Genomic DNA, 21725 nt, shown 5'->3' with positions numbered 1-21725 from the left:
ATGCGCCACCTGAAGTCTGGAAGGAAGTTGAACCGCCACTCTTCCCACCGCCTGGCCCTATACCGGAACCAGGCCAAAAGCCTTCTCACCCATGGCCGCATCACCACCACCGTGCCCAAGGCCAAGGAGCTCACCGGGTTCGTGGACCACCTCATCCACCTGGCCAAGCGGGGCGACCTGCACGCCCGCCGCCTGGTGCTGAGGGATCTAAAGGACGTGAAGCTGGTGCGCAAGCTCTTTGATGAGATTGCTCCCAAGTACCAGAACCGGGCCGGGGGGTACACCCGGGTGCTGAAGCTGGCGGAGCGCCGGCGGGGGGATGGGGCACCCTTGGCCCTGGTGGAGCTGGTGGAGTAGGAAAAAGGGCAAGGATACCCCTTCAGCGCCGGGCCCCAGGAGGGGTACCGGCGCTTAGGCGTTTTCGCCTCCTCGCTCCTGGAGGCGCCTTAGCACCTGGTCCTCCAGTTCGCCGATGTAGGCGGCCAGGGTGTTGCCGTGCTTTTCCAGGATTTCCGCCAGGCGGGCCTCGAGGGCCCGGATCTCCTCCTTCTCCGCCTCCGCCAGGCGCTTCAGTTCCTCTTCCAGGTAGCGCCTGAGCTCGGTGTAGCGGCTCTGCTCCGCTTCCTCGGCCAGCTTCTTGTAGTGGAGAAGCTCCCGGGCGTAGCGCCTCACCTCCAAAAGGGCCGCGGTTTCCAGGCCGATGGTGAAGATGAGGTAGAGGAGGGAAACCACCCCCAAGGCCACCACCAGGACCAAGCCCAAGGGAGCCTCCACCCGGGTGAGGCCCAGGGACAAGGAGGTGGGCTTGGTGACCTCCCCCCAGTTGAGCCAGGAGAAGAGCACCAGCAGAAGGAGGACGAAGAGGACAAAAAGGGTGCGCGCGCTCATAGGTCCGCCTCCATAGGGCACTGGGGGGATTATACACTCTTCCCCATGGGCTACCTGTACCTGCTCCTGGCCGCCTTCCTTTGGGGTCTCATCGGTCCCGTAGGCCGCCTGGCCTTTGAGGAGGGGCTTTCCCCGCTCACCGTGGCCTTCTTCCGGGCGGTGATCGCCTGGGTGTTCTTCGGCCTGCATGCCCTCCTTCTGCGCCAGGTCAGGGTGGAGGGCCGGGATGCCTTACCCCTCCTTCTTTTCGGTCTGGTGGGGGTTTCCCTCTTCTACGGTTCTTACCAGCTGGCGGTGGTCTACGGGGGGGCGGCCTTGGCCTCGGTCCTCCTCTATACAGCCCCGGCCTGGGTGGCCCTCCTTTCCCGGGTGGTTCTCAAGGAACCCCTGGACCCCACGGGGCTTTTGGCGGTGGCCCTGACCCTTCTGGGGGTGGGGCTGATGGGGGCGGGAGGGGGGAGTGGGGTACGGGTTCTGTACCTGGCCCTTTTCTTCGGGCTCCTTTCCGGGTTCACCTATGCGCTTTACTACATCTTCGGCAAGCTTTACCTCCCCCGTTACGCCACCCCCACCCTCTTCCTCTACGCCCTGCCCGTGGGGGCCTTGGGGCTTTTGCCCTGGGTGGAGTTTCTGCCTCTGAGCCCAAAGGGCATGGGCGCCTTGCTGTTCTTGGGGACGTTTTCCACGTACGGGGCCTATATGGCCTACTATGCGGGTTTAAGGCGCCTTCCCGCCACTCGGGCCAGCGTGGTGGCCACCCTCGAGCCCGTGGTGGCCAACCTGTTCGCCTATTTCCTTTTCCGGGAGGTGCTCTCCCTCTGGGCTTACCTGGGAGCGGGCCTGGTGCTCCTGGCCGTGCTCCTCACGGTGCGGCGCTAGGGGTTTCAGGTCAGCCACACCTGAAGGTAGGGTTGCCAGTCCTCGGGGACCTCCTTCAGGTCGGAAAGAAAAAGGGGCGCCCTAGGCGCCCGAGGGGGCTTGAGCAGGCGCATCCCCGCCTCCTCGGGGGTGCGGTCCCCCTTCTTCAGGTTGCAGGGGCGGCAGGCGGCCACCAGGTTTTCCCAGGTGCTCCGGCCGCCCCGGCTTTTAGGAAGCACGTGGTCCACGGTCAGCTCCCCCCCTTGCCTTCCACAGTACTGGCAGGTGTAGCGGTCCCGCCTCAGGATGTTGCGGCGGTTGAGGGGGATGCGGCTTGGCCCCCGCCGCACCAGGCGCTTCAGGCGGATGACGCTGGGGACGGGGATCCGGGTGGATGGGGTGTGCAGGTAGCGGCCGCTTTCCGAAAGCATCTCCGCCCCCCCGGAAAGCACCAAGAGGACGCTTCGCTTGATGCTGGCCAGCCCCAAGACCTCGTAGGCGGCATTCAGCACCAGCACCCTCGGGGCATCCAGGTCCAAGGGTTTAGCCAAGACCCCACCCACGCCCTTAGAATAGCAAAGGGCTTTCGGCCTGGAGCTATGCTATGCTAAGGGCAACGACGCTTTGGAGGCCCTTATGATGAACCCTTTTTCCAGAGTCCTTCCCTTGCTCCTTGGGTTTGGGATAGCCTGGGCCCAGGTTTCCTTGGAGCGGGCGGATGGCCTTTTTAAGGCCGGGGAGTACGCCAAAGCCGCCTTGGCCTACGAGGAGGTTCTGGCGCAGGATTATGGCCGCTTTGAGGCCCATTTGGGCCTGGGGGTAAGCCTCTTTCGCCTGGGCCGCCTCGAGGAGGCCCGCTTCGCCTTTGACCAGATGGTGCGGGTCTTCCCCGACCGCTACGAGGGCCACTACAACCTGGGCCAAGTCCAGTTGCGCCTGGGAAGGCCCAAGGAAGCAGCGGAGGCCTTTGCCAAGGCGGTGGAACTCAGGCCCACGGAGGAAGCCTACCTGGGATGGGCCAGTGCCCTCATCCAGGCGGGCCAGGCCCAGGAGGCGGCGGGGGTCTTAAGGAGGGGGCTTACCCCAGAGCGGAGCCCGGCCTACCACCTGGCCCTGGCCCAGGCCCTGTACGCCTCGGGGGCCCGGGCGGAGGCGGCGCCGGTGCTCTATGGCCTTCTCAACCGGGAGCCTGGGCTGGCCGAGGGCTGGGACCTTTTAGCCCGCATCCTGGCGGAGGAGGGCCTGAAGGAGCGGGCCCTAAGGGAGCTGGACCGGGGTCTTAAGGCGGTGGAGGGAAAGGCCAGGGCCCGGCTCCTCCTGCGCAAGGCCCAGCTTTCCTCTAAGCCCGAGCCCCTGTTGCGGGAGGCTTATGCCCTGGATCCCTCCCTTTGGGAGGCCGCCTACCTTCTAGGGCAGGCCCGCCTCGAGGCGGGGGATGCCAAGGGAGCCTTGGGCTACCTGCTTTCCGCCTACCGGGTAAGCCCCGAGCCCCAGGTGGCCCTAAGCCTGGCAGTGGCCTCCTTGCGCTTAAGGGATTACGGAAACGCTTACCGCTATGCCGACGAGGCTGGGCCTTTAGGCACCTTCCTAAAGGCCCAAGCCGCCTATGCCTTGGGCCGGAAGGAGGAGGCCCTTAAGCTCCTGGAGGGGATGGCCACCCCGGAGGCCCAGGCCCTTAGGGGGGCGTTGCTGCTGGAATTGGGCCGCCTCGAGGAGGCCCTGGCCCTCCTCCGCCCCCTTTACGAGTCTGGCCGCGATCCAGGGGTGGGGGTCAACCTGGCGGCGGCCCTGGTGGCCTTGGGGCGGTTTGGCGATGCGGAAGTGGTCCTGAGGGAGGTGTTGCAGAGGGCGCCCAACCAGGCGGCGGCCTGGTATAACCTGGGCCTGGCCCTTAGGGGTTTAGGCCGGGAGGCGGAAGGCCAGCGGGCCTTGGCCCAGGCGGCCGCCCTGGGCTCCAAGGAGGCGCAGGCCCTCCTGCGGAGGTAGGATGCGCTGGCTACGTGAGAACTGGTTGGACTTCCTCATCTTTCTCCTCATCGCCTTGGTGGCGGCGGGTATTGTCCTTTACCTGACCGGAATCAACCCCTTTGCTCGGTCCAAGGTGGACACCTCCCTCCAGCCCGGGCCTTCGGTGACCTCCTCGCCTGCCCCCTCCTCGGTTCCACCTTCCCAGGTGGCGCCTGCCCCTCAGCTTCCCCCCTCCGAGACCAAGCCTCCTGAACCCGTGGTTACCGTGCTTCCCCTACCTCAGGCTCCGGTGGAGCCTAAACCCGCACCCCAGGAACCACGCGCCGCTTCGCCTGGGGGCTCGCCGGCAGGCATCGCCCCCCCTTCCGCGCCCGCGGCAGGGGGAACGTACCGGGTGGCGGTGGGGGCCTTCGCCAACCCGGAAAACGCCGCCAGGCTTCGCCAGGAGCTGGTCCAGAAGGGTTACCCGGCCCGCTTGGAGCCAGCGGGGAACCTGACCCGGGTGGTGGTGGGTCCGTATGCCACCGAGGCGGAAGCGCGCCGGGTGGCGGAGGCTTTGGCCTCGTATGGCGCCCAGGTGTACCGGGGCCAAGGGGCACCCCCGCCCGCCTCAGGCACCCTTTACCTACAGGTGGGGGCTTTCCAGAAGGAGGAAAACGCCTTGGCCCTGGCGGGGAAGCTTAAGGAGATGGGCCTACCGGTGGTCTTGGTGAAGGATGGGGTTTACCGGGTCCGCGTCGGCCCGGTGGCCGAGGAGGAGAAGGAGGCCCTTAAGGCCAAGGTGCAGGCCTTGGGCCTCGAGGCCCTGGAGGTGCGATGAAGGTACCCAGCGCCGCCATTAGCCGTTTGGTGACCTATTTGCGTATTCTGGAGGAACTGGAGGCCAAGGGGATCCACCGCACCAGCTCCGAGCAACTGGCGGAGGAGGCCCAGGTGACCGCTTTCCAGGTGCGGAAGGACCTTTCCTATTTCGGCTCTTACGGTACCCGGGGGGTGGGCTACACGGTGCCGGTGCTCAAGCGGGAGCTTCGCCATATCCTGGGCCTGAACCGTAAGTGGGGCCTCTGCATTGTGGGCATGGGCCGATTGGGAAGTGCCTTGGCCGACTACCCGGGGTTTGGGGAAAGCTTTGAGCTTAGGGGCTTTTTTGATATAGACCCCGAGAAGATCGGCCGCAGGGTGGGAAGCGGGGTGGTGGAGCACCTGGACCTTTTGCCCCAAAGGGTGCCAGGCCGCATAGAGATCGCCCTTCTCACCGTCCCCCGGGAAGCGGCCCAAGAGGCCGCCAACCGTCTGGTGGCTGCGGGGATCAAGGGCATCCTCAACTTCGCCCCCACGGTGCTGGAGGTGCCCAAGGAGGTGGCGGTGGAGAACGTGGACTTCCTGGCGGGCCTTACCCGGCTCAGTTTTGCTATACTCAATCCTAAGTGGCGTGAGGAGATGATGGGGTGAGACTATGAAGGTATTTAGGCTCTTTTTAGTTCTGGGTCTGATGCTGGGGTTTTCCGCTTGCACGGACGTCTTCCTCCAGCAGCCCTACAGGGTGCTTCTGGATCCTGCCCAGCTGGGTTATGAGGTGGATGACCAGGGCAAGATTACCGTCGTAGGTAACAACGCTTACGTTCAAGTGGCCCCAGGGGCGCCCGGAGGTTACTTGGAACGCTACGAGTATCAGGTGGTGGACAACTCGGGGAACGAAGTGTTCGCAGGCTCCTCCCTGGGGAGTGGGTTCGTGGGGGTGGAGGTGCCTGCGGGAAGAGAGGAGTCGGGGGGGCAGGTGGTTTATGTTTCCAAGCAGTCCCAACCCTTCCGCTTTAGCCTGGACGGTAAGGTGGCGGCTGAGCACCTCCAACAAGGAGCCCCCCTTAACTGGCGATACCTGGTCACCTGGTACGTGACGACATCCAACGGCGGGGTAGTTTCCTGGGTCCAGGAATACCAGGTTAAGTACCCTTTGAAGTAGGGGTGGGGGTGCAAACGATGCGTACAGGCTTGATTCTCGCAGGTATCGGGAGCTTGGCCCTTTTGGCCGGCTGCAACAACCTTTCCAGCCCAGGTTCCGGCACTTCTTCCAGTTCCATCAACGACTGCGCCCTACACCTTCACATGGAACACGACGCCTTACCCGGATGGGCCGGTGACCCTGAAGGCCCGGGCGGTGGACGGTGCGGGCAACTTTGCGGAGGCCACCCTGACGGTGACGGTGGCCAACGGGCCAACCGTTGTATGGCTGAACCCAGGGGGGAATCAAAAGCTGGCGGGGTTTGTCGAGCTTCAGGCTGAGGTTAGGGCTGCTAGGACCGTTAATCGGGTGGACTTCTACTTTGGTCCGGATGGGAATAGCTTTACCAAGGTGCCTGGTTTCCCAACAGCTTTGGGCAATGTGTATAGCTTGGGGTGGGACATTCTCCGGCTCACGCCTGGCAACTACATTTTGAAGGTGGTGGTGGAGGATGCGGCTGGGAGTATAGCGGAGGCCACCCTTCCCGTTGTGGTGACCTCGGCTTTTGTGATCACGACGCCAGCTGATGGGGACACTGTGGGTCCTGGGGCGGGTCGTCAGATTGTCACGGTTACTGTGGGTGTTAACGGAACATTGCCTCCTGGGGTGGAGGTTACGAAGGTCGACGTTTACATCAATGGCCAACTGGCCGGGACGGCTACCCAAAAAGTGTCTACGGATGGTTCCCAGCTGTATGTGTACGTCTGGGACACTTCTTTGGTGGTGGATGGGCATGATCCCACTAAGTCCGGTGATAGGGTGATCACTGCTCGGGTCTACTACACGGGAGGAGACACCTTCACCAATGGGGTGTTGGTAAGGTTCTTGCCTTAGGCGAAAGTGCAGCCTGGGCCCCGGGAGAACCCGGGGCCTTAGGTCTATACTGGGGGGCGTGGTGGTCCTACCCGACATCGAGGCCCCCCTCGTCCGCTTTGAGGAGACCCTGTCTGAACTGGTGCAGTCCGAAGTCCTCTTTGTCCGCCTCATCCACCAGGATTTGGTGACGGCGGGGGGCAAGCGCATCCGGCCCCGTCTGGTTTTTTTGGCCTCGAGGGCCCTTGGGGGCGCTCCCTTTGAGCTGGAGCTGGCCTTGGCGGTGGAGCTTTTGCATTCCGCCACCCTTCTCCACGACGACCTCATTGACGATGCGGAAACCCGCCGGGGCAAGGAAGCCGCCTTCCGTCGATACGGGAATGCGGTTTCCGTTCTGTCGGGGGACTTCCTGCTCTCCCGGCTCCTCCATGTGATCGCCAAGACGGGAAGGATGGAGCTGGTGGAGCGCTTCGCCCAGGTGGCCAAGACCCTGAGCGAGGGCGAGGTGTTGCAGTTCCAGATGGCCGCCTTGGAGGACTACTCCCTGGAAAACTACGAGCGCATCATCACCGCCAAGACGGCGGTGCTGATGGAACTCAGCGCGGAAGGCCCTGCCCTCCTCAAGGGGGTGGATGGAGAGGTGCAGGAGGCCTTGGCCCGCTTCGGCCTCCTCTACGGCCAGGCCTTCCAGATGCGGGACGACTACCTGGACCTCATGGGCACTCCCGACCTTCTGGGCAAGCCCGTGGGCGGGGATGTGCGGGAGGGGAAGGCCACCCTCCTTACCCTGCTCCTTATGGAGCGTTTTCCCGAGGTGCGGGAGATCCTGAGGCGAAAGGGAAGGGGGGAGGGGGATCTAGAGCGCCTGCGCACCCTGGCCCAGGAAAGCGGGGTGGCGGAGGAGGTGGAAAGGCGGATCCGGGAAAGGGCTCATCGGGCCGCGGCGGCCCTCAAGCCCCTTCCCCCTTCCCCCTATAAGGAGGCCCTCGAGGCCCTGGCCCTAAAGGAGGCCGAGCGCCTTTCCTAGGGAGGTGAGGCGGGGCGGCCGTCCCACCCCAAGCGGGGTATAATCCCCATCGGTGATGGTATGAGCCTTCCCGCCTATCGTCCTCCAGAGGACCCTGGCCTCTGGGAGGCCTTCCTGGAGCGATTAGAAAAGACTTTGCGGGTGGCGGCGATCCACCCCACCACGGTGGAGTACCTGGCCCACCCCAAGCGCCTGGTGACGGTTTCCTTACCCGTGGTCATGGATGACGGCAAGGTGCGGGTTTTCCAGGGCTACCGGGTGGTGCACGACATCGCTCGGGGGCCCGCCAAGGGCGGGGTGCGCATCCACCCCCGGGTTACCCTGGGCCAGACGGCGGGGCTGGCCGCCTGGATGACCTTGAAGGCGGCGGTCTATGACCTCCCCTTTGGCGGGGCGGCGGGGGGGATCGCCGCCGATCCCAGGCTCCTTTCCCCTAGGGAGCTGGAGCGCCTGGTGCGCCGCTATACCGCCGAGCTGGTCAACCTTATCGGCCCCGACATGGACATCCTGGGCCCGGACCTGGGTACGGACCAGCAGGTGATGGCCTGGATCATGGACACCTACTCCATGACCGTGGGTTCCACGGTGCCCGGGGTGGTGACGGGCAAGCCCCATGCCCTGGGGGGAAGCGAGGGCCGGGATGAGGCTGCGGGGCTTGGCGTGGCCTTGGTGCTGGCCGAGCTTTCCCGGCGCCGGGGGCTTCCCCTTAAGGGGGCCAGGGTGGCGGTGCAGGGGTTTGGCCAGGTGGGGGGAAGCTTTGCCCTCCACGCGGAGGGAATGGGCCTAAAGGTGGTGGCGGTTTCCACGGGCCGGGGAGCCATGTACGAGGAGGAGGGGATCCCCGTGGCTGAGGCCTTGCGCCACTACGAGGCCACCGGGGAACTTCCCCGCTACCACCTTGCCCCGGAGGAGCTTTTTGCCTTGGAGGTGGACTACCTGGTCCTGGCGGCCCTCGAGGGGGCCTTGGACGGGGAGCTGGCCAAGGGGGTGCGGGCCAAGGCGGTCTTAGAGGCCGCCAACTTCGGCCTTACCCAGGAGGCCGAGGCCTACCTTTTGGGCAAGGGGGTTTTGGTGGTGCCGGACCTCCTCACGGGGGGCGGGGGGCTTCTGGCCAGTTATCTGGAGTGGGTGCAGGACCTCAACATGTTCTTCTGGAGCGAGGAGGAGGTGCGGCAAAGCTTCGCCAAGAGCGTGGCCAAGGCGGTGGCCGAGGTGTGCGATAGGGCCGAACTCCTTTCCACCGATCTGCGCACCGGGGCCATGGCCTTGGCCTTGGAGCGGGTGAACGAGGCCACGCGGCTAAGGGGCGTTTACCCCTAAAGGAGTGCCTATGAAGAGCGAACCCCTTTCCTACCTGGGCAAAGACGGCGGACCTTGGGAGATCTTCGTGGAGCAGGTGGACCGGGTGGTCCCCTACCTGGGGCGGTATGCCCCCTTGGCGGAAAGCCTCAAAAGGCCCAAACGGGTCCTGATCGTGGACGTGCCCATCCACCTGGACGACGGCACCGTGGCCCACTTTGAGGGCTACCGGGTCCACCACAACACCGCCCGGGGGCCGGCCAAGGGCGGGGTGCGTTTCCACCCCGAGGTGACCCTTTCCGAGGTCATGGCCCTGGCCGCCTGGATGACCATTAAGAATGCCGCCGTGGGCTTGCCCTATGGGGGCGGCAAGGGGGGGGTGCGGGTGGACCCCAAAAAGCTTTCCCCCAAGGAGCTTGAGCGCCTCACCCGCCGCTACACCTCGGAGATCGGCATCCTTCTGGGTCCGGACCGGGACATCCCCGCCCCCGATGTGAACACCGGGGAGCGGGAGATGGCCTGGATGATGGACACCTTCTCCATGAACGTGGGCCGCACCGTGCCGGGGGTGGTGACAGGGAAGCCCATTGCCCTGGGAGGTTCCTTGGGGAGGCGGGACGCCACGGGCCGGGGGGTGTTCGTTACCGCCAGGGCGGCGGCGGAGAAGATCGGCCTTCCCATTGAGGGGAGCCGGGTGACCCTCCAGGGTTTTGGCAACGTGGGGAATGCGGCGGCCCGCATCTTCCACGACCACGGGGCCCGGATTATCGCTATCCAGGACCACACGGGCACCATCTACAATGAGGCGGGGATAGATCCTTACGACCTCCTCAAGCATGTGGCGGAGTTCGGGGGGGTGCGGGGCTACCCCAAGGCGGAGCCCTTGCCCAATCCCGAGTTCTGGGCGGTGCCCACGGAGTTCCTCATCCCTGCGGCTTTGGAGAAGCAGATCACCGAGCAGAACGCCTGGCGCATCCAGGCCAAGATCCTCGCCGAGGGGGCCAATGGCCCCACCACCCCGGCCGCCGACGACATCCTCCTGGAGAAGGGGGTCTTGGTGGTGCCCGACGTGATCGCCAACGCCGGGGGCGTGACGGTGAGCTACTTTGAGTGGGTGCAGGACTTCAACTCCTACTTCTGGACGGAGGAGGAGATCAACGCCCGTCTGGAGAGGGTTCTCCGGAACGCCTTTGAGGCGGTGTGGCAGGTGAGCCAGGAGAGGAAGATTCCCTTGCGCACCGCCGCCTATGTGGTGGCCGCCACCCGGGTCCTCGAGGCCAGGGCCCTTAGGGGACTTTACCCTTAGCCTCCGTTAGGCTATTTGTGTGGACTGGCCCCAGTACGGCCGCGTGACCCTGAAGCCCTTCAGCGCCGGGCTTACCGAGGAGGAGTGGAAGGGGCTTTACGAAACCTTTCGCGACCCTGAGGTGGCGGAGTGGAACGGTTCCAGCCCCTTGCGCTCCCCCTTTTGGCTTTTCAAGCGCTTCGTCCTGGCGGAGATGCGCCGCAAGGACCGTATGGCCTTTGTCATCTTGGACGAAAAGGGGGAGTACCTGGGCACCCTGGAGCTTTACGACCTCACCCCCGAGGAGGCCACCTTGGGTATCCTCATCGGGCGGAAGGACCGCTGGGGCCAGGGCTACGGCACCGAGGCGGTGCGGGCGGCCTTGGCCTATGCCTTTGGGCCTCTAGGCCTAAAACGGGTGAAGCTCCGCACCTTCGCCCACAACCAAAGGGCCCGGCGGGCCTTTGAGAAGGCGGGCTTCCGCCAGGTGGGTCTGGGCCCGGGGCCTAAAGGGCAGGAGGATGTCTATATGGAGGTGTGCCGTGATGGGCCGGAAGGCTAGCGTGGTCATGTTGAGCCCCAAGCTTAGGGAGGAGGTCTTCGCCCTCTTGCCCGAGGGGGTGGAGGTGCGCCATCTGGATGAGCCTTGGCCCAAAACCGCCGACTTCTTCCTGCCCCCCTTTGGCCAAGAAGAGGTGGCGCGGCAGGTGCTGGAAAGGGTGGAGGTGAAGGTGGTCCAGACCCTTTCCGCCGGGGTGGACTGGATCCTGCCCCTCCTGCCGCCAGGGGTGGTGCTTTGCGACGGCTCGGGCATCCACGACGTTCCCGTGGCCGAATGGGTGGGGATGAGCCTTCTTGCCCTCCTCAAGGACCTGCCTGGCTTTTTCCAGGCCCAAGGGGAGGGGCGCTGGGCCCCCAAGGTGCTTCCGGACCTCGAGGGCAAGCGGGTCCTCCTCTTGGGCTATGGCTCCATCGGCAAGGCGGTGGAGGAGCGGCTTAAGCCCTTTGGGGTGGAGATCCTTCCCGTGGCCCGGCATGCCCGCCCTGGGGTTTACACCCCCCAGGACCTCCCCTATCTCCTGCCCCAGGTGGATGCGGTGGTGGTGCTCCTTCCCCTTACCCCGGAAACCCGGGGGCTGGTGGACCGGGAGTTCCTCTCCCGGATGAAGCCCGGAGCCCTCTTGCTGAACGCCGGCCGGGGGCCGGTGGTGGACACGGAGGCCCTTTTGGAGGCTTTGGGGGAGGGAAGGGTTCGGGCGGCTTTGGACGTCACCGACCCCGAGCCCTTACCGCCCGACCATCCCCTTTGGCGGGCCCCGGGGGTCCTCATCACCCCGCACGTGGCTGGGCTTTCCCAGGGGTTCCACCGCCGGGCGGCCCGGTTTTTGGCGGACCAGGTGGGGCGGTATTTGCGGGGGGAGCCTTTGCGGAATGTGGTTTTGGAGGGGTATTGATGAAGGTGATCCTCCATGGCGACCTCAGGCGCTTTGGGGAGGTCCTCGAGGTGGAGGCCAAGACGCCCAAGGAGGCCCTGGAGAGGCTTTCCATCCCCCTGGAGGAGGTCTGGCTTCTGGCGGTGGGGGAGAAGGCGGTGGGGCTGGAGGAGGAGGTGGAAGGCCCCCTAGAGGTCTACCCCCCCATCGCCGGGGGTGGTATACTGGAAGTCCTGCCCCAAAGGCAGGGGGCGCGAACAAGGGGGGAGCCGCCCGACGCCCACCCCGCGTAGAAAGGAGAAGGATGGAGAAGAAGGAACTCCTCTCTACGCCCGTGGTCCCCATTGATATCAAGGTCTTTGACGCCGGGCCCATCCTCGAGGCCATGGGCAAGACCGCCTTCCAGGCGAGAAACCTCCACCGGGCAGCGGAAATCTACCTGCGCATGCTGGAGGACGACGCCGCCGTCATCCTCACCCTGGCGGGGAGCCTGGTTTCTGCGGGGCAAGGCCTCATCATCCACGACCTCATAAGGAAGGGCCTGGTGGACGCCATCGTGGCCACCGGGGCCAACATCGTGGACCAGGACTTCTTTGAGGCCTTAGGCCACCGCCACTACCATGGGGACCCCAAGGCCGACGACGAAACCCTAAGGCGCCTTTGGATCGACCGCATCTACGACACCTACATTGACGAGGAGGAGCTCCGCCACACCGACTACACCATCGCCGAGATCGCCGATTCCCTGGAGCCCAGGCCCTACTCCAGCCGGGAGTTCATCTGGCACATGGGCCGCTACCTGGCGGAAAGGGGCTTGGGGGAAGGGAGCATTGTGCGGGCGGCTTACGAGGAGGGGGTGCCCATCTTCGTGCCCGCCTTCTCCGACTCCTCCGCCGGCTTCGGCCTGGTCTACCACCAGGTGAACAACCCCAGGGCCCACGTGACCATTGACTCCGTGGCCGACTTCCGCGAGCTTACGGAGATCAAGCTGAAAGCCGGCACCACGGGCCTGGTGATGCTGGGGGGCGGGGTGCCCAAGAACTTCGCCCAGGACATCGTGGTGGCCGCGGAGGTCTTGGGCCACCAGGTGGAGATGCACAAGTACGCCATCCAGATCACCGTGGCCGACGAGCGGGACGGGGGGCTTTCCGGCTCCACCCTTTCCGAGGCGCAAAGCTGGGGCAAGGTGGACGCGGCCCTTTCCCAGATGGTCTTCGCCGAGGCCACCTTGGCCTTTCCCCTTCTGGCCTCCTACGTGTGGCACCGGGCCCCCATGCGGGCCAAAAGGCGCTACGCCGATCTCTTTACCGCCCGCGTGCCTGCTTAGGCTAGGCTAAACCTTCCCCCGCCTGGGGTTATGCCTGGGCGGGGGGTTTGGCTGGACCAACCCCCCTTCCCTTTGGTAAACTTCCGGCAAATGCCCGATGAGCTAAGGCTTTACCTGAAGGAGCGGTTCGGCGTCTTGGGGCCGGTTTCCCCGGGGCGCTTTGAGGCCGAGCTGGCCAAAAGGGTGGGAAGCCCCACCAAGCGGGAGCCCCTCCTCAAGGCCTGGCGGGCCTACCTTTCCGGAGGGGGGAAGGAGGCGGTGCGAAGTTTTTACCGGGAGGTCCTCAAGGTGCCCAAGGGGGAGGCCCTGGTCTACGGCATGCACCTTCCCTTTTTGGAGTTCTACGCCAAGGAGGTGCCCTCGAGGCTAGAAGGAAGGGTGCTGGAGGTGGGGGCCTTCACCGGGGCCTTGGTGGGGTATTTGCAAAGGAAGCGCCCCGAGCTTGCCTTCCATGCCCTGGACGGGGTGGTGGAGGCGGTGGAGGTGGGGAAAGGGCGGGTGCCGGAGGTGGCCTGGCATCTAGGCTGGGCGGAGGAGGCGGAGCTTCCCCCCTTTGACACGGTGCTTCTCCTTTCCGTCTTCCCCGAGGGCTTTGTGGACCAGGAGCTGGAAAGCCGCCTCGAGGCCCCCGCCTTCTGGAAACGTTTTCATTTCTTTGCCCGCCTGCCCCTCTTCGCCCGGCTTCTCAAGCCCGGGGGGCTTCTCGTCTACGGCCACGGGCCCTTTCTCGGCAAGAGCCCAGAAGGGGTGGAGGAGGGGCTAAGGCACCTGGGGTTTTATGGGGTGGAGCGGGTGGGGGAAGGGGAGTACTTCCTGGTGCTGGCGAGGAGGCCCGAGGCCTTGGTGGCGGAGGAGGAGGCCTGGCCCTTGGAGGCGGAGCCTTTGGAAGAGGAGGCCCCTTTGCGGGTTCCCGTTTTGGCCCAGGTGGGGGATCTGGCCGAGGTGCGGGCGCTTTTGGAGGCGGGGCGGTATGCGGAGGTCCTTGCCCGCTTGGCGGAGGGGGTGGAGGGGGAGGCCGCCTTCTTGAGGGGGCGGGCCCTTTTTGCCCTTTCCCGGTATGCGGAGGCGGAGGAGGCCTTAAGGCGGGCCCTTTCCGAGGAGGCTGAGGACCTTAGGGCCATGGTCCTGGTGGAGCTCGGGGAGTACGAGAGGGCCAGGCCCCGCCTCGAGGCCCTGGCGGGAAGGGGCGGCCGGTACCGGATCTACCTGGGCCGGGTCTACCTGAGCCTGGGCCGGTATGCGGATGCCCTGAGGCAGTTTGTGGAATCGGGCCTGCCCGAGGCGGAAGGGTATGTGCGGGAGGCGTTGGAGCGGATCACCGAGCGCATGCGCCGCTTTGCCCGGGAGGGGGAGTGGGCGGAGGTGAGCCGCCGGGCGGAGTTCGTGGAGGACCTTTCCCCAGGCCTCCTGACCCGGGAGATGCTCCAGCTTGGCCTTAGGGCGGCCCTGATCCAGGGGCTTTTTGCCCGGGCGGAGCGGTACGCCCGGAGGCTTGCCGACCTGGACGAGGCCCAGGGCTTTTTGGGCCTTGCCCTGGTGGCCCTAAGGGTGCGTTCGCCCCTGGAGGTGCGGCCCCAAGACGACCTCAAGTCCGTGGAGCCCTACCTCACGGAGGCCTTGGCCCGGGCGGAGATCTCCCAGGCCCTCCTCCTTCTGGGCATGCTCCGCGAGCGGGAGGGACGGTACCTGGAGGCCCTGCGCCTTTTGGAGCGGGCGGCGGAGCGGGGGGAAGGGGAGGTGGCGGGCCTGGCTTACCACCACCTGGCCCAGGTGAAGCGGGCCCTTAGGCGGCCCCTTAAGGAGGTCCTGGGGGACCACAAGCGGGCCCATGCCTTAAGGGCCTACCCCGCCCCCTACCTCTTCCAGCTGGCCCAGGAGGCCCTCAAGGGGGGCGAGGAGGTCCTGGCCCGGGAGCTCCTTTCCCGGGCCCGGGATGCGGGGCTAAGCGAGGTGGCCGAGGCGGACCTCATGGGGTTACTGGCCCTTTTGGAGAGGCTGGAGGGTCCCTGGGCGGCCTTTAACCTCCTCTACCAGGCTTTGGGCCGCACCCCCAGGCCTCCCCTGGAGCTCTTGGCCCTGGGTTACCGCCTTTCCCGCGCTTTTCGGGAAAGCCCCGAGGCCAGCGAGGTGCGGGGGCAGTACCTGGCGGCCTTGTATGGGGAAGGGCGGGCGGGGGAGGTGGAGGCCCTGCTCTTGGAAGAGCTTAGGGCCCACCCCCAGGCCCTGGAGGTGCTCTTTGACCTGGCGGAACACCACGAGGCCCAGGGCAACTGGCGAAAGGCGGCGGAGTACTGGCAAAAGGCCCTGGAGGTGGCCCTATACCGGGAAAAGGACCTGGAGCTTTCCCGGGAGGTCCTGAGGAACCTCCTATTCCTGAGGCCCCACGACGAAAGCCTATCCCTCTATTTGGAGGAGCTTAGGGCGGTGGCCCGGGGCCTTGAGGCCTTGGGGGAAAGCCCCGAGGCCCTGCCGGAAACCAAGGAGGAGCTCCTCCAGGAGGGCCTTCCCCAGTTCCACGGGGAGCACCTTTTGGTGGTGGGCGGGCATACGCAGCTTAGAAGCCGGCTGGTTCCCCTCCTCGAGGCCCGGGGCCTTAAGGTGGACTGGTTTGACGCCGACACCGCCGGGGTAGGAAAGGAGGCCTTAAGGCGCATCCAAAACCGCCTGGAAAAGGCCCATGGCCTTATGATCGTGTCCAGCTACGTGGGGCACGACTTCTCCGAGCCCGTGCGCCTCGAGGCGGAACGCCTAGGGGTGCCGGTCCATGTGATCCCGGGGAGGGCCCGGGGGACCACGGGGTTCCTTAGGGCCCTTAAGGCTTTTGCCCCTGAGCTCTTCAAGCGGGCCCTCAAGGGGGTACAGTAGGCGTTATGGAAGCGCAGGCTCTTGAGCTGGGCTACTCCCCTTGCCCCAACGACACCTTCATCTTCTACGCCCTCACCCACGGCCTGGTGGCAAGCCCCCTAAGGGTGGAGGCGGTGTTGGAGGATGTGGAAACCCTGAACCGCTGGGCCTTGGAGGGAAGGCTTCCCCTGACCAAGCTCTCCTACGCCGCCTATGGGAGGGTGCGGGAGCGGTATGTGGCCCTAAGGAGCGGGGGGGCCTTGGGAAGAGGGGTGGGCCCCTTGGTGGTGGCACGAAAACCCCTAAAGGGCCTAAGGGGGGCCAGGGTGGCCATCCCTGGGCAGAACACCACGGCCTTCTTGCTCCTAAGCCTTTACGCCGAGGGGTTTGAGCCGGTGGAGGTGCGCTACCACCGGATTCTCCCCCTGGTGGCCCAAGGGGAGGTGGAAGCGGGGCTCATCATCCACGAAAGCCGCTTCACCTATCCCCAGTACGGGCTGGCGAAGCTGGTGGACCTGGGGGAATGGTGGGAGGGGGAGACGGGCCTGCCCCTTCCCCTGGGGGCCATCCTGGCCCGGCGGGACCTGGGGGAGGACCTCATACGCTCCCTGGACGAAGCGGTGCGGCGGAGCCTGGAATACGCCTGGGCCCACCCTGAGGAAACCCTCCCCTACCTGAAGGCCCACGCCCAGGAGCTTTCCGAGGAGGTCATCTGGGCCCATGTGCGCACGTACGTCAACGAGTTCAGCCGCGAGGTGGGCGAGGAAGGGGAAAAGGCGGTGGAAAGGCTTTTTGCCGAGGCCGAGGCCCGGGGGCTTTTGCCCGCCTCTAAGGCCCCCCTCTTTTTGTAGACTTGGGGCATGTTCCAGGAGCTTTCCCTGGAGGCTCGGCGGGAGGCGGCCAGGATCTTCCAGCCCAAAAGGGCCTTGCGGGGCACCCCCCTCTACGCCTTAGGGGACCGGGCGGACGGGGTGTACCTGGTGCGGGAAGGGCTTATCTGGCTGGAAGGGCCCCGCTCGGCGGAAGGGGAGCCCGCCACCTTGGGGGTGGTGGGCCCCCGGGGGCTTTTTGGGGAGGAGGCCTTGGTGGGGGGGAGGAGGCGCACCTCGGGGGCCACCGCCTTAACCTACGCCGAGTTCCTCTTTGCCCCTCAGGAAGCCCTGACCTCCTTGCGGGCGTGCTTTCCCGAGGTGGAGCGTTTCCTCCTGGAGGCCCTGTACGCCCGGCTGAAGGAGGCGGAGGAACGGCTTTGGGAGCTGCACCACCTCTCCGTGAGCCAGCGCCTGGCCCGGCTTCTCCTCAAACTGAGCCGGGCGGGGGAGGTGGCCTTTTCCCACCAGGACCTGGCCCGCATGGTGGGAGCCACCCGGGAGACCGTGACCAAGCTCCTGGGGGAGTGGGCCCTTTCGGGCCTGGTGGACCTGGGCTACCGCCGGGTGGAGGTCCGGGAACCCGAAGCCCTTGCCCGCCTTGCCGAACCCCTATAGGCTTGGAGGCATGGAGATCCAGGCCTTGGCCCACCTCCTGGGTTTGCCCCAGGGGGAGGAGGCGCTTAGGGAGCGTTTGGGCCGGAGGGGCCATCCCCATCTTCTCCCAGCCCTGGAAGCCTACCTAAAGCGCCTCCAGGCGCCGCCGGAGGTATTTGCGGCCCTCGAGGGTCTGGGGAGGGGGGCCGTGGTCACGGGCCAGCAAGCGGGGCTCCTTGGGGGGCCGGCCCTCACCTTCTATAAGGCCCATACCGCCTTGGGGCTGGCGGAGAAGGTGGGGGCGGCTGCCCTTTTCTGGGTAGCCTCCCAGGACCACGATGTGGAGGAGGTGCGCCACCTTCACCTTCTTCTGGAGGAGGAGGTGCGTACCCTCTCCCTACCCCTGCCGCCCCTTCCTGCGGGGAGGATCCCCCTCGCCCCTTACCGGCCGGCGATAACGGAGTTTCTGGGCCCCTGGTCCCGGGATGCCCGGGTAGCCTACGCCCTGGAGGGGGAAACCCTGTCCGAGTTTTTCGCCCGCACCCTCTCGGCCTTCCTGGGAGGGCGGGGGCTCATCCCCTTTGATCCCATGGCCGAGGAGCTGGCCCCCTTGTTCCGGGAAGCCCTGGAAAGGGAGCTGGAGGATCCTAGGGCCAGCGCCCAGGCCATCAACCTCGAGGCAGGGCGGATCCGCACCCTAGGGGGGAAGCCGCCTTTAAGGCGTAAGCCAGGGGCCACCAACCTGTTTCTAGAAACCGACGGGCGCAGGCTTCTCTTTTACGAGGCCGGCACCTTTACCGACGGGGTACGCCGCTACAGTAAGAAGGAGCTTTTGGAACTTCTTTGGGCGGATCCCAGCCGCCTTACCCCGGCCGCAGGGCTCAGGCCGGTGTTCCAGGACCTGGTGTTGCCCACCGCGGGCTTCGTGGTGGGGCCCAACGAGTTTCGCTATGTGGCGGAGCTTTCCCAGGTCTACGCCCTCTATGGCGTACCCATGCCCGCCCTCTTCCTCCGCCTAAGGGCCCTGGTGTTGGAGCCTCCCCTTGGGCGCATCCTAGGGAAGTACCAGCTGGACCCCTGGGCCTTTGTGGAAAGGGGAGAGGAGGCCTTTTTGGATGCGGTGAGGGGGGTGCTGGAGGGGTTTAGGGAGTTGGAGGCGGAGCTTTTGCGCCTTTTGGAGGGGGTGGAGGCCTTGGGCGAAAGGGCCAGGGCCTTGGAGCCCACCTTGGAGAGGCCCTTCCGCCGGTACAGGGCGCGCCTAAAGGGGGAAGGGGAGAGGCTTTTGAAGAAGCTCCTTCGCACCCGCATGGCCCGGGATGCCGTCCTCCTCCAACACTTGGAACGCCTAAAGCGGCACCTTCTTCCCCGGGGTCTGCCCCAGGAGCGGGTCTATCCCTTTGCCATGTACGCCCTGCGCCACCTCGAGGCCCTTTCCCGGCTCCAAGAAGCTCCCCTTCAGGGCAAGGCCACCTTGGTCTTGGGCTAAGTTCCTGGTGTAGGATAGGGGCAAGGTATGCAGGGGTTAAAGGGCATCCTGGTATGGGTCTTGCTGGCCCTTTTCCTTGCCCACGCCCAGGAGGTTAAAGGGGAGGCCTCGGCGGGGCCTACCCTCAGGGTTTTGCTCCAGGAAATAGCGGAGGGAAGGGAGGTTTCCCTCTTTCTACCCGAAGTCCAGGGGGTGGTGCGGGTCCGGAGCATGCCCCAGGGGGTCTGGGTAGAGGGAAGGGTCCAGCCCCTTTGGGAGTTTCCTGGACCCTATTTCCGTCTGGAGGGGCGGTCCTACCGGGGTGGGGTGCGCCTTTTGGCCCAAGGGGGAAGGCTTTTGGTGGTGAACCTGGTCCCTTTGGAGGATTACCTTTTGGGGGTCCTGCCCGCCGAGATGCCCGAAAGCTTTCCCCTGGAGGCCCTCAAGGCCCAGGCGGTGGTGGCCCGGACCTTCGCCGTAAACCGCTTGAATCCCCGGGCCCCGTATGACCTCTGCGCCAGCGAGAACTGCCAGGTCTACCTGGGGATCCCAGCGGAGAAGGCCAAGCATACGGAGGCGGTACGGGCTACCTGGGGCAAGGTGTTGAGCTATGGGGGGCAGGCCATCTCTGCCCTTTACCATGCGGATTCCGGGGGCATGACCGCAGGGAGCGAGGAGGTCTTTCAAAGAGCCCTTCCCTATCTGCGGCCGCGGCCTGACCCTTACGCCCGGGGTCCGAGGAGCCAGTGGCAGCTTACCGTGAGCCCGAAGAAGGCGGATGGGGTACTGCGGGCCATGGGGTACCTCCCCAGGTCGGAGGAGCCGCCCTTGGTCCTGGAAAGGAGCCCCTCGGGCCGGGTGTGGCGGCTTAGGCTTCTCGGGGTAGAGGTGGGGGGTCCTGAGGCCCAGCGGCTGGTGCGGAACCTGGGCCTGCCCTCGGCGTTGGTGGAGTTCAAGGGTTGGCAGGCGGAGGGCCGGGGGGCAGGGCACGGGGTGGGGCTTTCCCAGTGGGGGGCCAAGGGCATGGCGGAGGCGGGGTATGGCTACCGGGAGATCCTGGGGCACTACTTCTCCGGCACCTTCCTTTCGGACCTCCTGCTGGGTGGGCTTGCGGGGCTCCCCTGGGCTTCCCGCTAGGGCGCCATGTGGATTCCTACCCCCGTGGGTGGCCTGTGGCTCCAGGTGGGCCCTCAGGGGGTGCGGGCTCTGGAGCCGGCCCTTTTCCCCCGGGGGCCCGAGGCAAAAGGGCCTTTGGCGGAGGCGGTACGGGAGAGGGTTTTGGCCTATTTTGCTGGGGAAAGGCCGGACTTTCTGGATATCCCCCTGGATTATGAAGGCCTTTCCCCCATGCGGGTAGCCCTTTACCAACGGGTGCGCCGGATCCCGTATGGGCGCACGGAAAGCTACGGTAACCTGGCCCGGGAGCTTGGCCTGTCCCCCAGGGCGGTAGGGGCGGGGATGCGGGCTTCGCCCTTTTTCCTCCTGGTGCCCGCCCACCGGGTGATCCACGCCGATGGGCGGCTTGGGGGGTTTGCTGGGCAGGAGGGGCTTAAGGCCTGGCTTCTCTGCTTTGAGGGAGTCTGGCCCTAGACCTCCACCCAGACGGCCAGGGAGAAGGGGGGTAGCTCGGGCCCGCAAAGCCTTCCGCCCGTGGGGGTGCAGAGGCTACCCGAGAGTAAGTCCACGGCCTGGGCGCCTCGAGGCAGGGCCCCATGGAGGGGAAAGTCCTGGCGAAAGGGCTCGGGGGTGGCGTTCACCACCACCAGGTAGGGGCCCCGGGTGAAGGCCAGGTGCCCATCCACCGCGTAGACCCGCCCATAGGGAGCGGTGCGGAGCTCGGGGTGCTCCTGGCGCAGGCGGGCCAGGCGCCGCACGGTTTGGCGGATCTCCTCCTTCCAGCGGCCCGTTTCCCAAAGCATACCCCCCCGGTTCTCGGGGTCGTGGCCTCCTTCCATGCCCACCTCCTCCCCGTAGTAGACCGTGGGGTTTCCGGGTAGGAGGAAAAGGAGGGCCAAGGCCAGCCTGGCCCGCTCCACGCTTCCCCTGAGAAGGGTGAGGAGGCGGGGGGTGTCGTGGGAGGTGAGGAGGTTCATCTGGGCCCGCACCACCTCCGGGCGGTAGCGGCTGAAGAGGTTCTCCAGGCGGTGGCTGAAGGCCAGGGCCTGCAAGGGCTCGATCCGCCCCAGGCCCGAGCGGGCGGCAAGCTCCTGGTCCAGGACCTCCCCTCCCACGAAGCCCAGGAGGGCCCGGCTCAGGGGATAGTTCATGGTGGCGTCAAACATGTCCCCTTGGAGCCAAAAGTCGGCCTCCTCCCAGATCTCGCCCACGATGTAGGCCTCGGGGTTGGCCCCTTTCACCCGGCGGCGGAAGGCCCGCCAGAACTCGGGGTCTTGGATCTCGTTGGGCACATCCAGGCGCCAGCCGTCGGCCCCGAAGCGGATCCAGTACTCCGCCACCTCCAGGAGATACTCCCGCACCGCTGGGGTTTCCACCCGGAGCTTGGGAAGCTCGGGGTTACCCCACCAGGCCTCGTAGTTGGGGTGAGGGCTATAGGCGTTAAGGGGAAAGCCCTTTACATAATACCAGTCCCGATAAGGGCTCGCCTCCCCGTTTTCCAAAAGGTGCTGGAAGGCGAAAAACCCCCTCCCCGTGTGGTTGAAAACCCCGTCCAGGATAACCCGTAGGCCGTGGGCGTGGGCCACCTCCAGGAGGTGCCTTAAGGCGGCGTTGCCTCCCAGGACGGGGTCCACCTGGTAATAGTCCACGGTGTGGTAACGGTGGCTGGCGGTGGAAGCGAAGATGGGGTTCAGGTAAAGGGCCTCCACCCCCAGGTCCTTCAAGTAAGGGATTTTCTCGGCGATACCCCAGAGGGTGCCTCCCTTGAACCCCCGTAGGGTGGGGAAAGCCTCCCAGGGCTCAAAGGGCCCCGTGGGGGCGGGTTTGCCGGGGGGGCCGGCCCGGAAGTAACGGTCAGGAAAGATCTGATAGAAAAAAGCGCCCTCGTACCAGGCCACGGGCCCAAGTGTACTACGGAGGCAGTGTGGGATGGA

General features: G+C 65.8%; 22 protein-coding genes and 1 pseudogene. 20 read left to right on the top strand and 3 right to left on the bottom strand.

The genetic code is table 11. The features are described from left to right. Entirely contained in the window at window positions 1-357 is a 357-nt protein-coding gene (rplQ, locus tag DK874_RS05295; RefSeq protein ID WP_114312973.1) for a 50S ribosomal protein L17, read from the top strand. A gap of 54 nt (window positions 358-411) precedes the next feature. On the opposite strand, the gene DK874_RS05290 is transcribed toward rplQ, so the two are convergent. After that, window positions 412-888, bottom strand: a complete 477-nt coding sequence (locus tag DK874_RS05290; protein ID WP_114312972.1) for a DNA cytosine methyltransferase — start codon at window positions 886-888, stop codon at window positions 412-414. A 45-nt stretch (window positions 889-933) separates the two neighbouring features. Between DK874_RS05290 and DK874_RS05285 the strand changes: the two genes are divergently transcribed. Further along, a complete protein-coding gene (locus DK874_RS05285; protein ID WP_114312971.1) occupies window positions 934-1767 on the top strand; it encodes a DMT family transporter in 834 nt (277 codons plus the stop codon). 5 nt (window positions 1768-1772) lie between these two features. Here the strand turns inward: DK874_RS05285 and DK874_RS05280 are convergent, their stop codons facing one another. Further along, complete coding sequence (locus tag DK874_RS05280) at window positions 1773-2285, bottom strand: HNH endonuclease (RefSeq protein ID WP_114313022.1); 513 nt, start codon at window positions 2283-2285, stop codon at window positions 1773-1775. A gap of 100 nt (window positions 2286-2385) precedes the next feature. Here DK874_RS05280 and DK874_RS05275 point away from each other — a divergent pair, with 100 nt between their 5' ends. The 18 genes and pseudogenes from DK874_RS05275 (at window position 2386) to DK874_RS05190 (ending at window position 20265) form a co-directional block, all read left to right on the top strand. Continuing rightward, complete coding sequence (locus tag DK874_RS05275) at window positions 2386-3732, top strand: tetratricopeptide repeat protein (protein ID WP_162798726.1); 1347 nt, start codon at window positions 2386-2388, stop codon at window positions 3730-3732. Window position 3733: 1 nt separating this feature from the next. Further along, window positions 3734-4534 carry an SPOR domain-containing protein gene (locus DK874_RS05270; protein ID WP_114312969.1) on the top strand — a complete coding sequence of 267 codons (801 nt, stop codon included), beginning with the start codon at window positions 3734-3736 and terminating at the stop codon, window positions 4532-4534. Beyond that, window positions 4531-5166, top strand: coding sequence for a redox-sensing transcriptional repressor Rex (locus DK874_RS05265; RefSeq protein ID WP_114312968.1), 636 nt, complete (start codon window positions 4531-4533; stop codon window positions 5164-5166). The genes DK874_RS05270 and DK874_RS05265 overlap by 4 nt, the downstream gene beginning before the upstream one ends. A gap of 4 nt (window positions 5167-5170) precedes the next feature. Next, the gene (locus DK874_RS05260; protein WP_114312967.1) at window positions 5171-5677 is read left to right on the top strand and encodes a hypothetical protein; all 507 of its coding nucleotides are present in this window, start codon (window positions 5171-5173) and stop codon (window positions 5675-5677) included. A 174-nt stretch (window positions 5678-5851) separates the two neighbouring features. After that, on the top strand, window positions 5852-6550 hold the full coding sequence (locus tag DK874_RS05255) for an Ig-like domain-containing protein (RefSeq protein ID WP_162798725.1): 699 nt from the start codon (window positions 5852-5854) through the stop codon (window positions 6548-6550). Between the two features lie 61 nt (window positions 6551-6611). Continuing rightward, complete coding sequence (locus DK874_RS05250) at window positions 6612-7556, top strand: polyprenyl synthetase family protein (protein ID WP_114313021.1); 945 nt, start codon at window positions 6612-6614, stop codon at window positions 7554-7556. A 60-nt stretch (window positions 7557-7616) separates the two neighbouring features. Further along, complete coding sequence (locus tag DK874_RS05245; protein ID WP_114312966.1) at window positions 7617-8876, top strand: Glu/Leu/Phe/Val family dehydrogenase; 1260 nt, start codon at window positions 7617-7619, stop codon at window positions 8874-8876. A gap of 10 nt (window positions 8877-8886) precedes the next feature. Continuing rightward, a complete protein-coding gene (locus tag DK874_RS05240; protein ID WP_114312965.1) occupies window positions 8887-10161 on the top strand; it encodes a Glu/Leu/Phe/Val family dehydrogenase in 1275 nt (424 codons plus the stop codon). Window positions 10162-10180: 19 nt separating this feature from the next. Then, the gene (locus DK874_RS05235) at window positions 10181-10702 is read left to right on the top strand and encodes a GNAT family N-acetyltransferase (RefSeq protein WP_114312964.1); all 522 of its coding nucleotides are present in this window, start codon (window positions 10181-10183) and stop codon (window positions 10700-10702) included. Continuing rightward, on the top strand, window positions 10686-11594 hold the full coding sequence (locus DK874_RS05230) for a 2-hydroxyacid dehydrogenase (protein ID WP_439144804.1): 909 nt from the start codon (window positions 10686-10688) through the stop codon (window positions 11592-11594). The genes DK874_RS05235 and DK874_RS05230 overlap by 17 nt, the downstream gene beginning before the upstream one ends. After that, window positions 11594-11812 (top strand): annotated as a pseudogene (locus tag DK874_RS05225) (hypothetical protein); the annotation flags it as partial. The gene DK874_RS05230 and the pseudogene DK874_RS05225, both read left to right, overlap by 1 nt. Before the next feature lie 65 nt (window positions 11813-11877). Then, complete coding sequence (locus DK874_RS05220) at window positions 11878-12900, top strand: 1,9-bis(guanidino)-5-aza-nonane synthase (RefSeq protein ID WP_114312962.1); 1023 nt, start codon at window positions 11878-11880, stop codon at window positions 12898-12900. A 90-nt stretch (window positions 12901-12990) separates the two neighbouring features. After that, entirely contained in the window at window positions 12991-15765 is a 2775-nt protein-coding gene (locus tag DK874_RS05215; protein ID WP_114313019.1) for a tetratricopeptide repeat protein, read from the top strand. A gap of 5 nt (window positions 15766-15770) precedes the next feature. Next, the gene (locus DK874_RS05210; RefSeq protein ID WP_114312961.1) at window positions 15771-16595 is read left to right on the top strand and encodes a menaquinone biosynthesis family protein; all 825 of its coding nucleotides are present in this window, start codon (window positions 15771-15773) and stop codon (window positions 16593-16595) included. A 9-nt stretch (window positions 16596-16604) separates the two neighbouring features. Then, on the top strand, window positions 16605-17231 hold the full coding sequence (locus DK874_RS11980) for a Crp/Fnr family transcriptional regulator (protein ID WP_114312960.1): 627 nt from the start codon (window positions 16605-16607) through the stop codon (window positions 17229-17231). A 10-nt stretch (window positions 17232-17241) separates the two neighbouring features. Further along, window positions 17242-18696, top strand: a complete 1455-nt coding sequence (gene bshC / locus DK874_RS05200) for a bacillithiol biosynthesis cysteine-adding enzyme BshC (RefSeq protein ID WP_114312959.1) — start codon at window positions 17242-17244, stop codon at window positions 18694-18696. Window positions 18697-18723: 27 nt separating this feature from the next. Next, complete coding sequence (locus DK874_RS05195) at window positions 18724-19812, top strand: SpoIID/LytB domain-containing protein (protein ID WP_114312958.1); 1089 nt, start codon at window positions 18724-18726, stop codon at window positions 19810-19812. Window positions 19813-19818: 6 nt separating this feature from the next. Then, window positions 19819-20265, top strand: coding sequence for a methylated-DNA--[protein]-cysteine S-methyltransferase (locus DK874_RS05190; RefSeq protein WP_114312957.1), 447 nt, complete (start codon window positions 19819-19821; stop codon window positions 20263-20265). Here the strand turns inward: DK874_RS05190 and DK874_RS05185 are convergent. Beyond that, window positions 20262-21689 carry a glycoside hydrolase family 13 protein gene (locus tag DK874_RS05185; protein WP_114312956.1) on the bottom strand — a complete coding sequence of 476 codons (1428 nt, stop codon included), beginning with the start codon at window positions 21687-21689 and terminating at the stop codon, window positions 20262-20264. The two genes, DK874_RS05190 and DK874_RS05185, sit on opposite strands and share 4 nt — an antisense overlap. Between the last annotated feature and the right edge of the window lie 36 nt (window positions 21690-21725).

This window comes from Thermus caldifontis (assembly GCF_003336745.1).
GTDB lineage: Bacteria > Deinococcota > Deinococci > Deinococcales > Thermaceae > Thermus > Thermus caldifontis.
The sequence above is the reverse complement of the archived record's forward strand: the minus strand, read 5'-3'. Positions and strand labels throughout refer to the sequence as shown.

What these genes read in the sequence shown, in the direction of transcription:
- DK874_RS05245 (WP_114312966.1), top strand. Translation starts at nt 7,617, where the DNA reads ATGAGCCTTCCCGCCTATCGTCCTCCAGAGGACCCTGGCCTCTGGGAG.
- bshC (WP_114312959.1), top strand. Translation starts at nt 17,242, where the DNA reads ATGGAGATCCAGGCCTTGGCCCACCTCCTGGGTTTGCCCCAGGGGGAG.
- DK874_RS05190 (WP_114312957.1), top strand. Translation starts at nt 19,819, where the DNA reads ATGTGGATTCCTACCCCCGTGGGTGGCCTGTGGCTCCAGGTGGGCCCT.
- DK874_RS05220 (WP_114312962.1), top strand. Translation starts at nt 11,878, where the DNA reads ATGGAGAAGAAGGAACTCCTCTCTACGCCCGTGGTCCCCATTGATATC.
- DK874_RS05270 (WP_114312969.1), top strand. Translation starts at nt 3,734, where the DNA reads ATGCGCTGGCTACGTGAGAACTGGTTGGACTTCCTCATCTTTCTCCTC.
- DK874_RS05215 (WP_114313019.1), top strand. Translation starts at nt 12,991, where the DNA reads ATGCCCGATGAGCTAAGGCTTTACCTGAAGGAGCGGTTCGGCGTCTTG.
- DK874_RS05240 (WP_114312965.1), top strand. Translation starts at nt 8,887, where the DNA reads ATGAAGAGCGAACCCCTTTCCTACCTGGGCAAAGACGGCGGACCTTGG.
- rplQ (WP_114312973.1), top strand. Translation starts at nt 1, where the DNA reads ATGCGCCACCTGAAGTCTGGAAGGAAGTTGAACCGCCACTCTTCCCAC.
- DK874_RS05285 (WP_114312971.1), top strand. Translation starts at nt 934, where the DNA reads ATGGGCTACCTGTACCTGCTCCTGGCCGCCTTCCTTTGGGGTCTCATC.
- DK874_RS05290 (WP_114312972.1), bottom strand. Translation starts at nt 888, where the DNA reads ATGAGCGCGCGCACCCTTTTTGTCCTCTTCGTCCTCCTTCTGCTGGTG.
- DK874_RS05195 (WP_114312958.1), top strand. Translation starts at nt 18,724, where the DNA reads ATGCAGGGGTTAAAGGGCATCCTGGTATGGGTCTTGCTGGCCCTTTTC.
- DK874_RS05230 (WP_439144804.1), top strand. Translation starts at nt 10,686, where the DNA reads ATGGGCCGGAAGGCTAGCGTGGTCATGTTGAGCCCCAAGCTTAGGGAG.
- DK874_RS05260 (WP_114312967.1), top strand. Translation starts at nt 5,171, where the DNA reads ATGAAGGTATTTAGGCTCTTTTTAGTTCTGGGTCTGATGCTGGGGTTT.
- DK874_RS11980 (WP_114312960.1), top strand. Translation starts at nt 16,605, where the DNA reads ATGTTCCAGGAGCTTTCCCTGGAGGCTCGGCGGGAGGCGGCCAGGATC.
- DK874_RS05210 (WP_114312961.1), top strand. Translation starts at nt 15,771, where the DNA reads ATGGAAGCGCAGGCTCTTGAGCTGGGCTACTCCCCTTGCCCCAACGAC.
- DK874_RS05275 (WP_162798726.1), top strand. Translation starts at nt 2,386, where the DNA reads ATGAACCCTTTTTCCAGAGTCCTTCCCTTGCTCCTTGGGTTTGGGATA.
- DK874_RS05265 (WP_114312968.1), top strand. Translation starts at nt 4,531, where the DNA reads ATGAAGGTACCCAGCGCCGCCATTAGCCGTTTGGTGACCTATTTGCGT.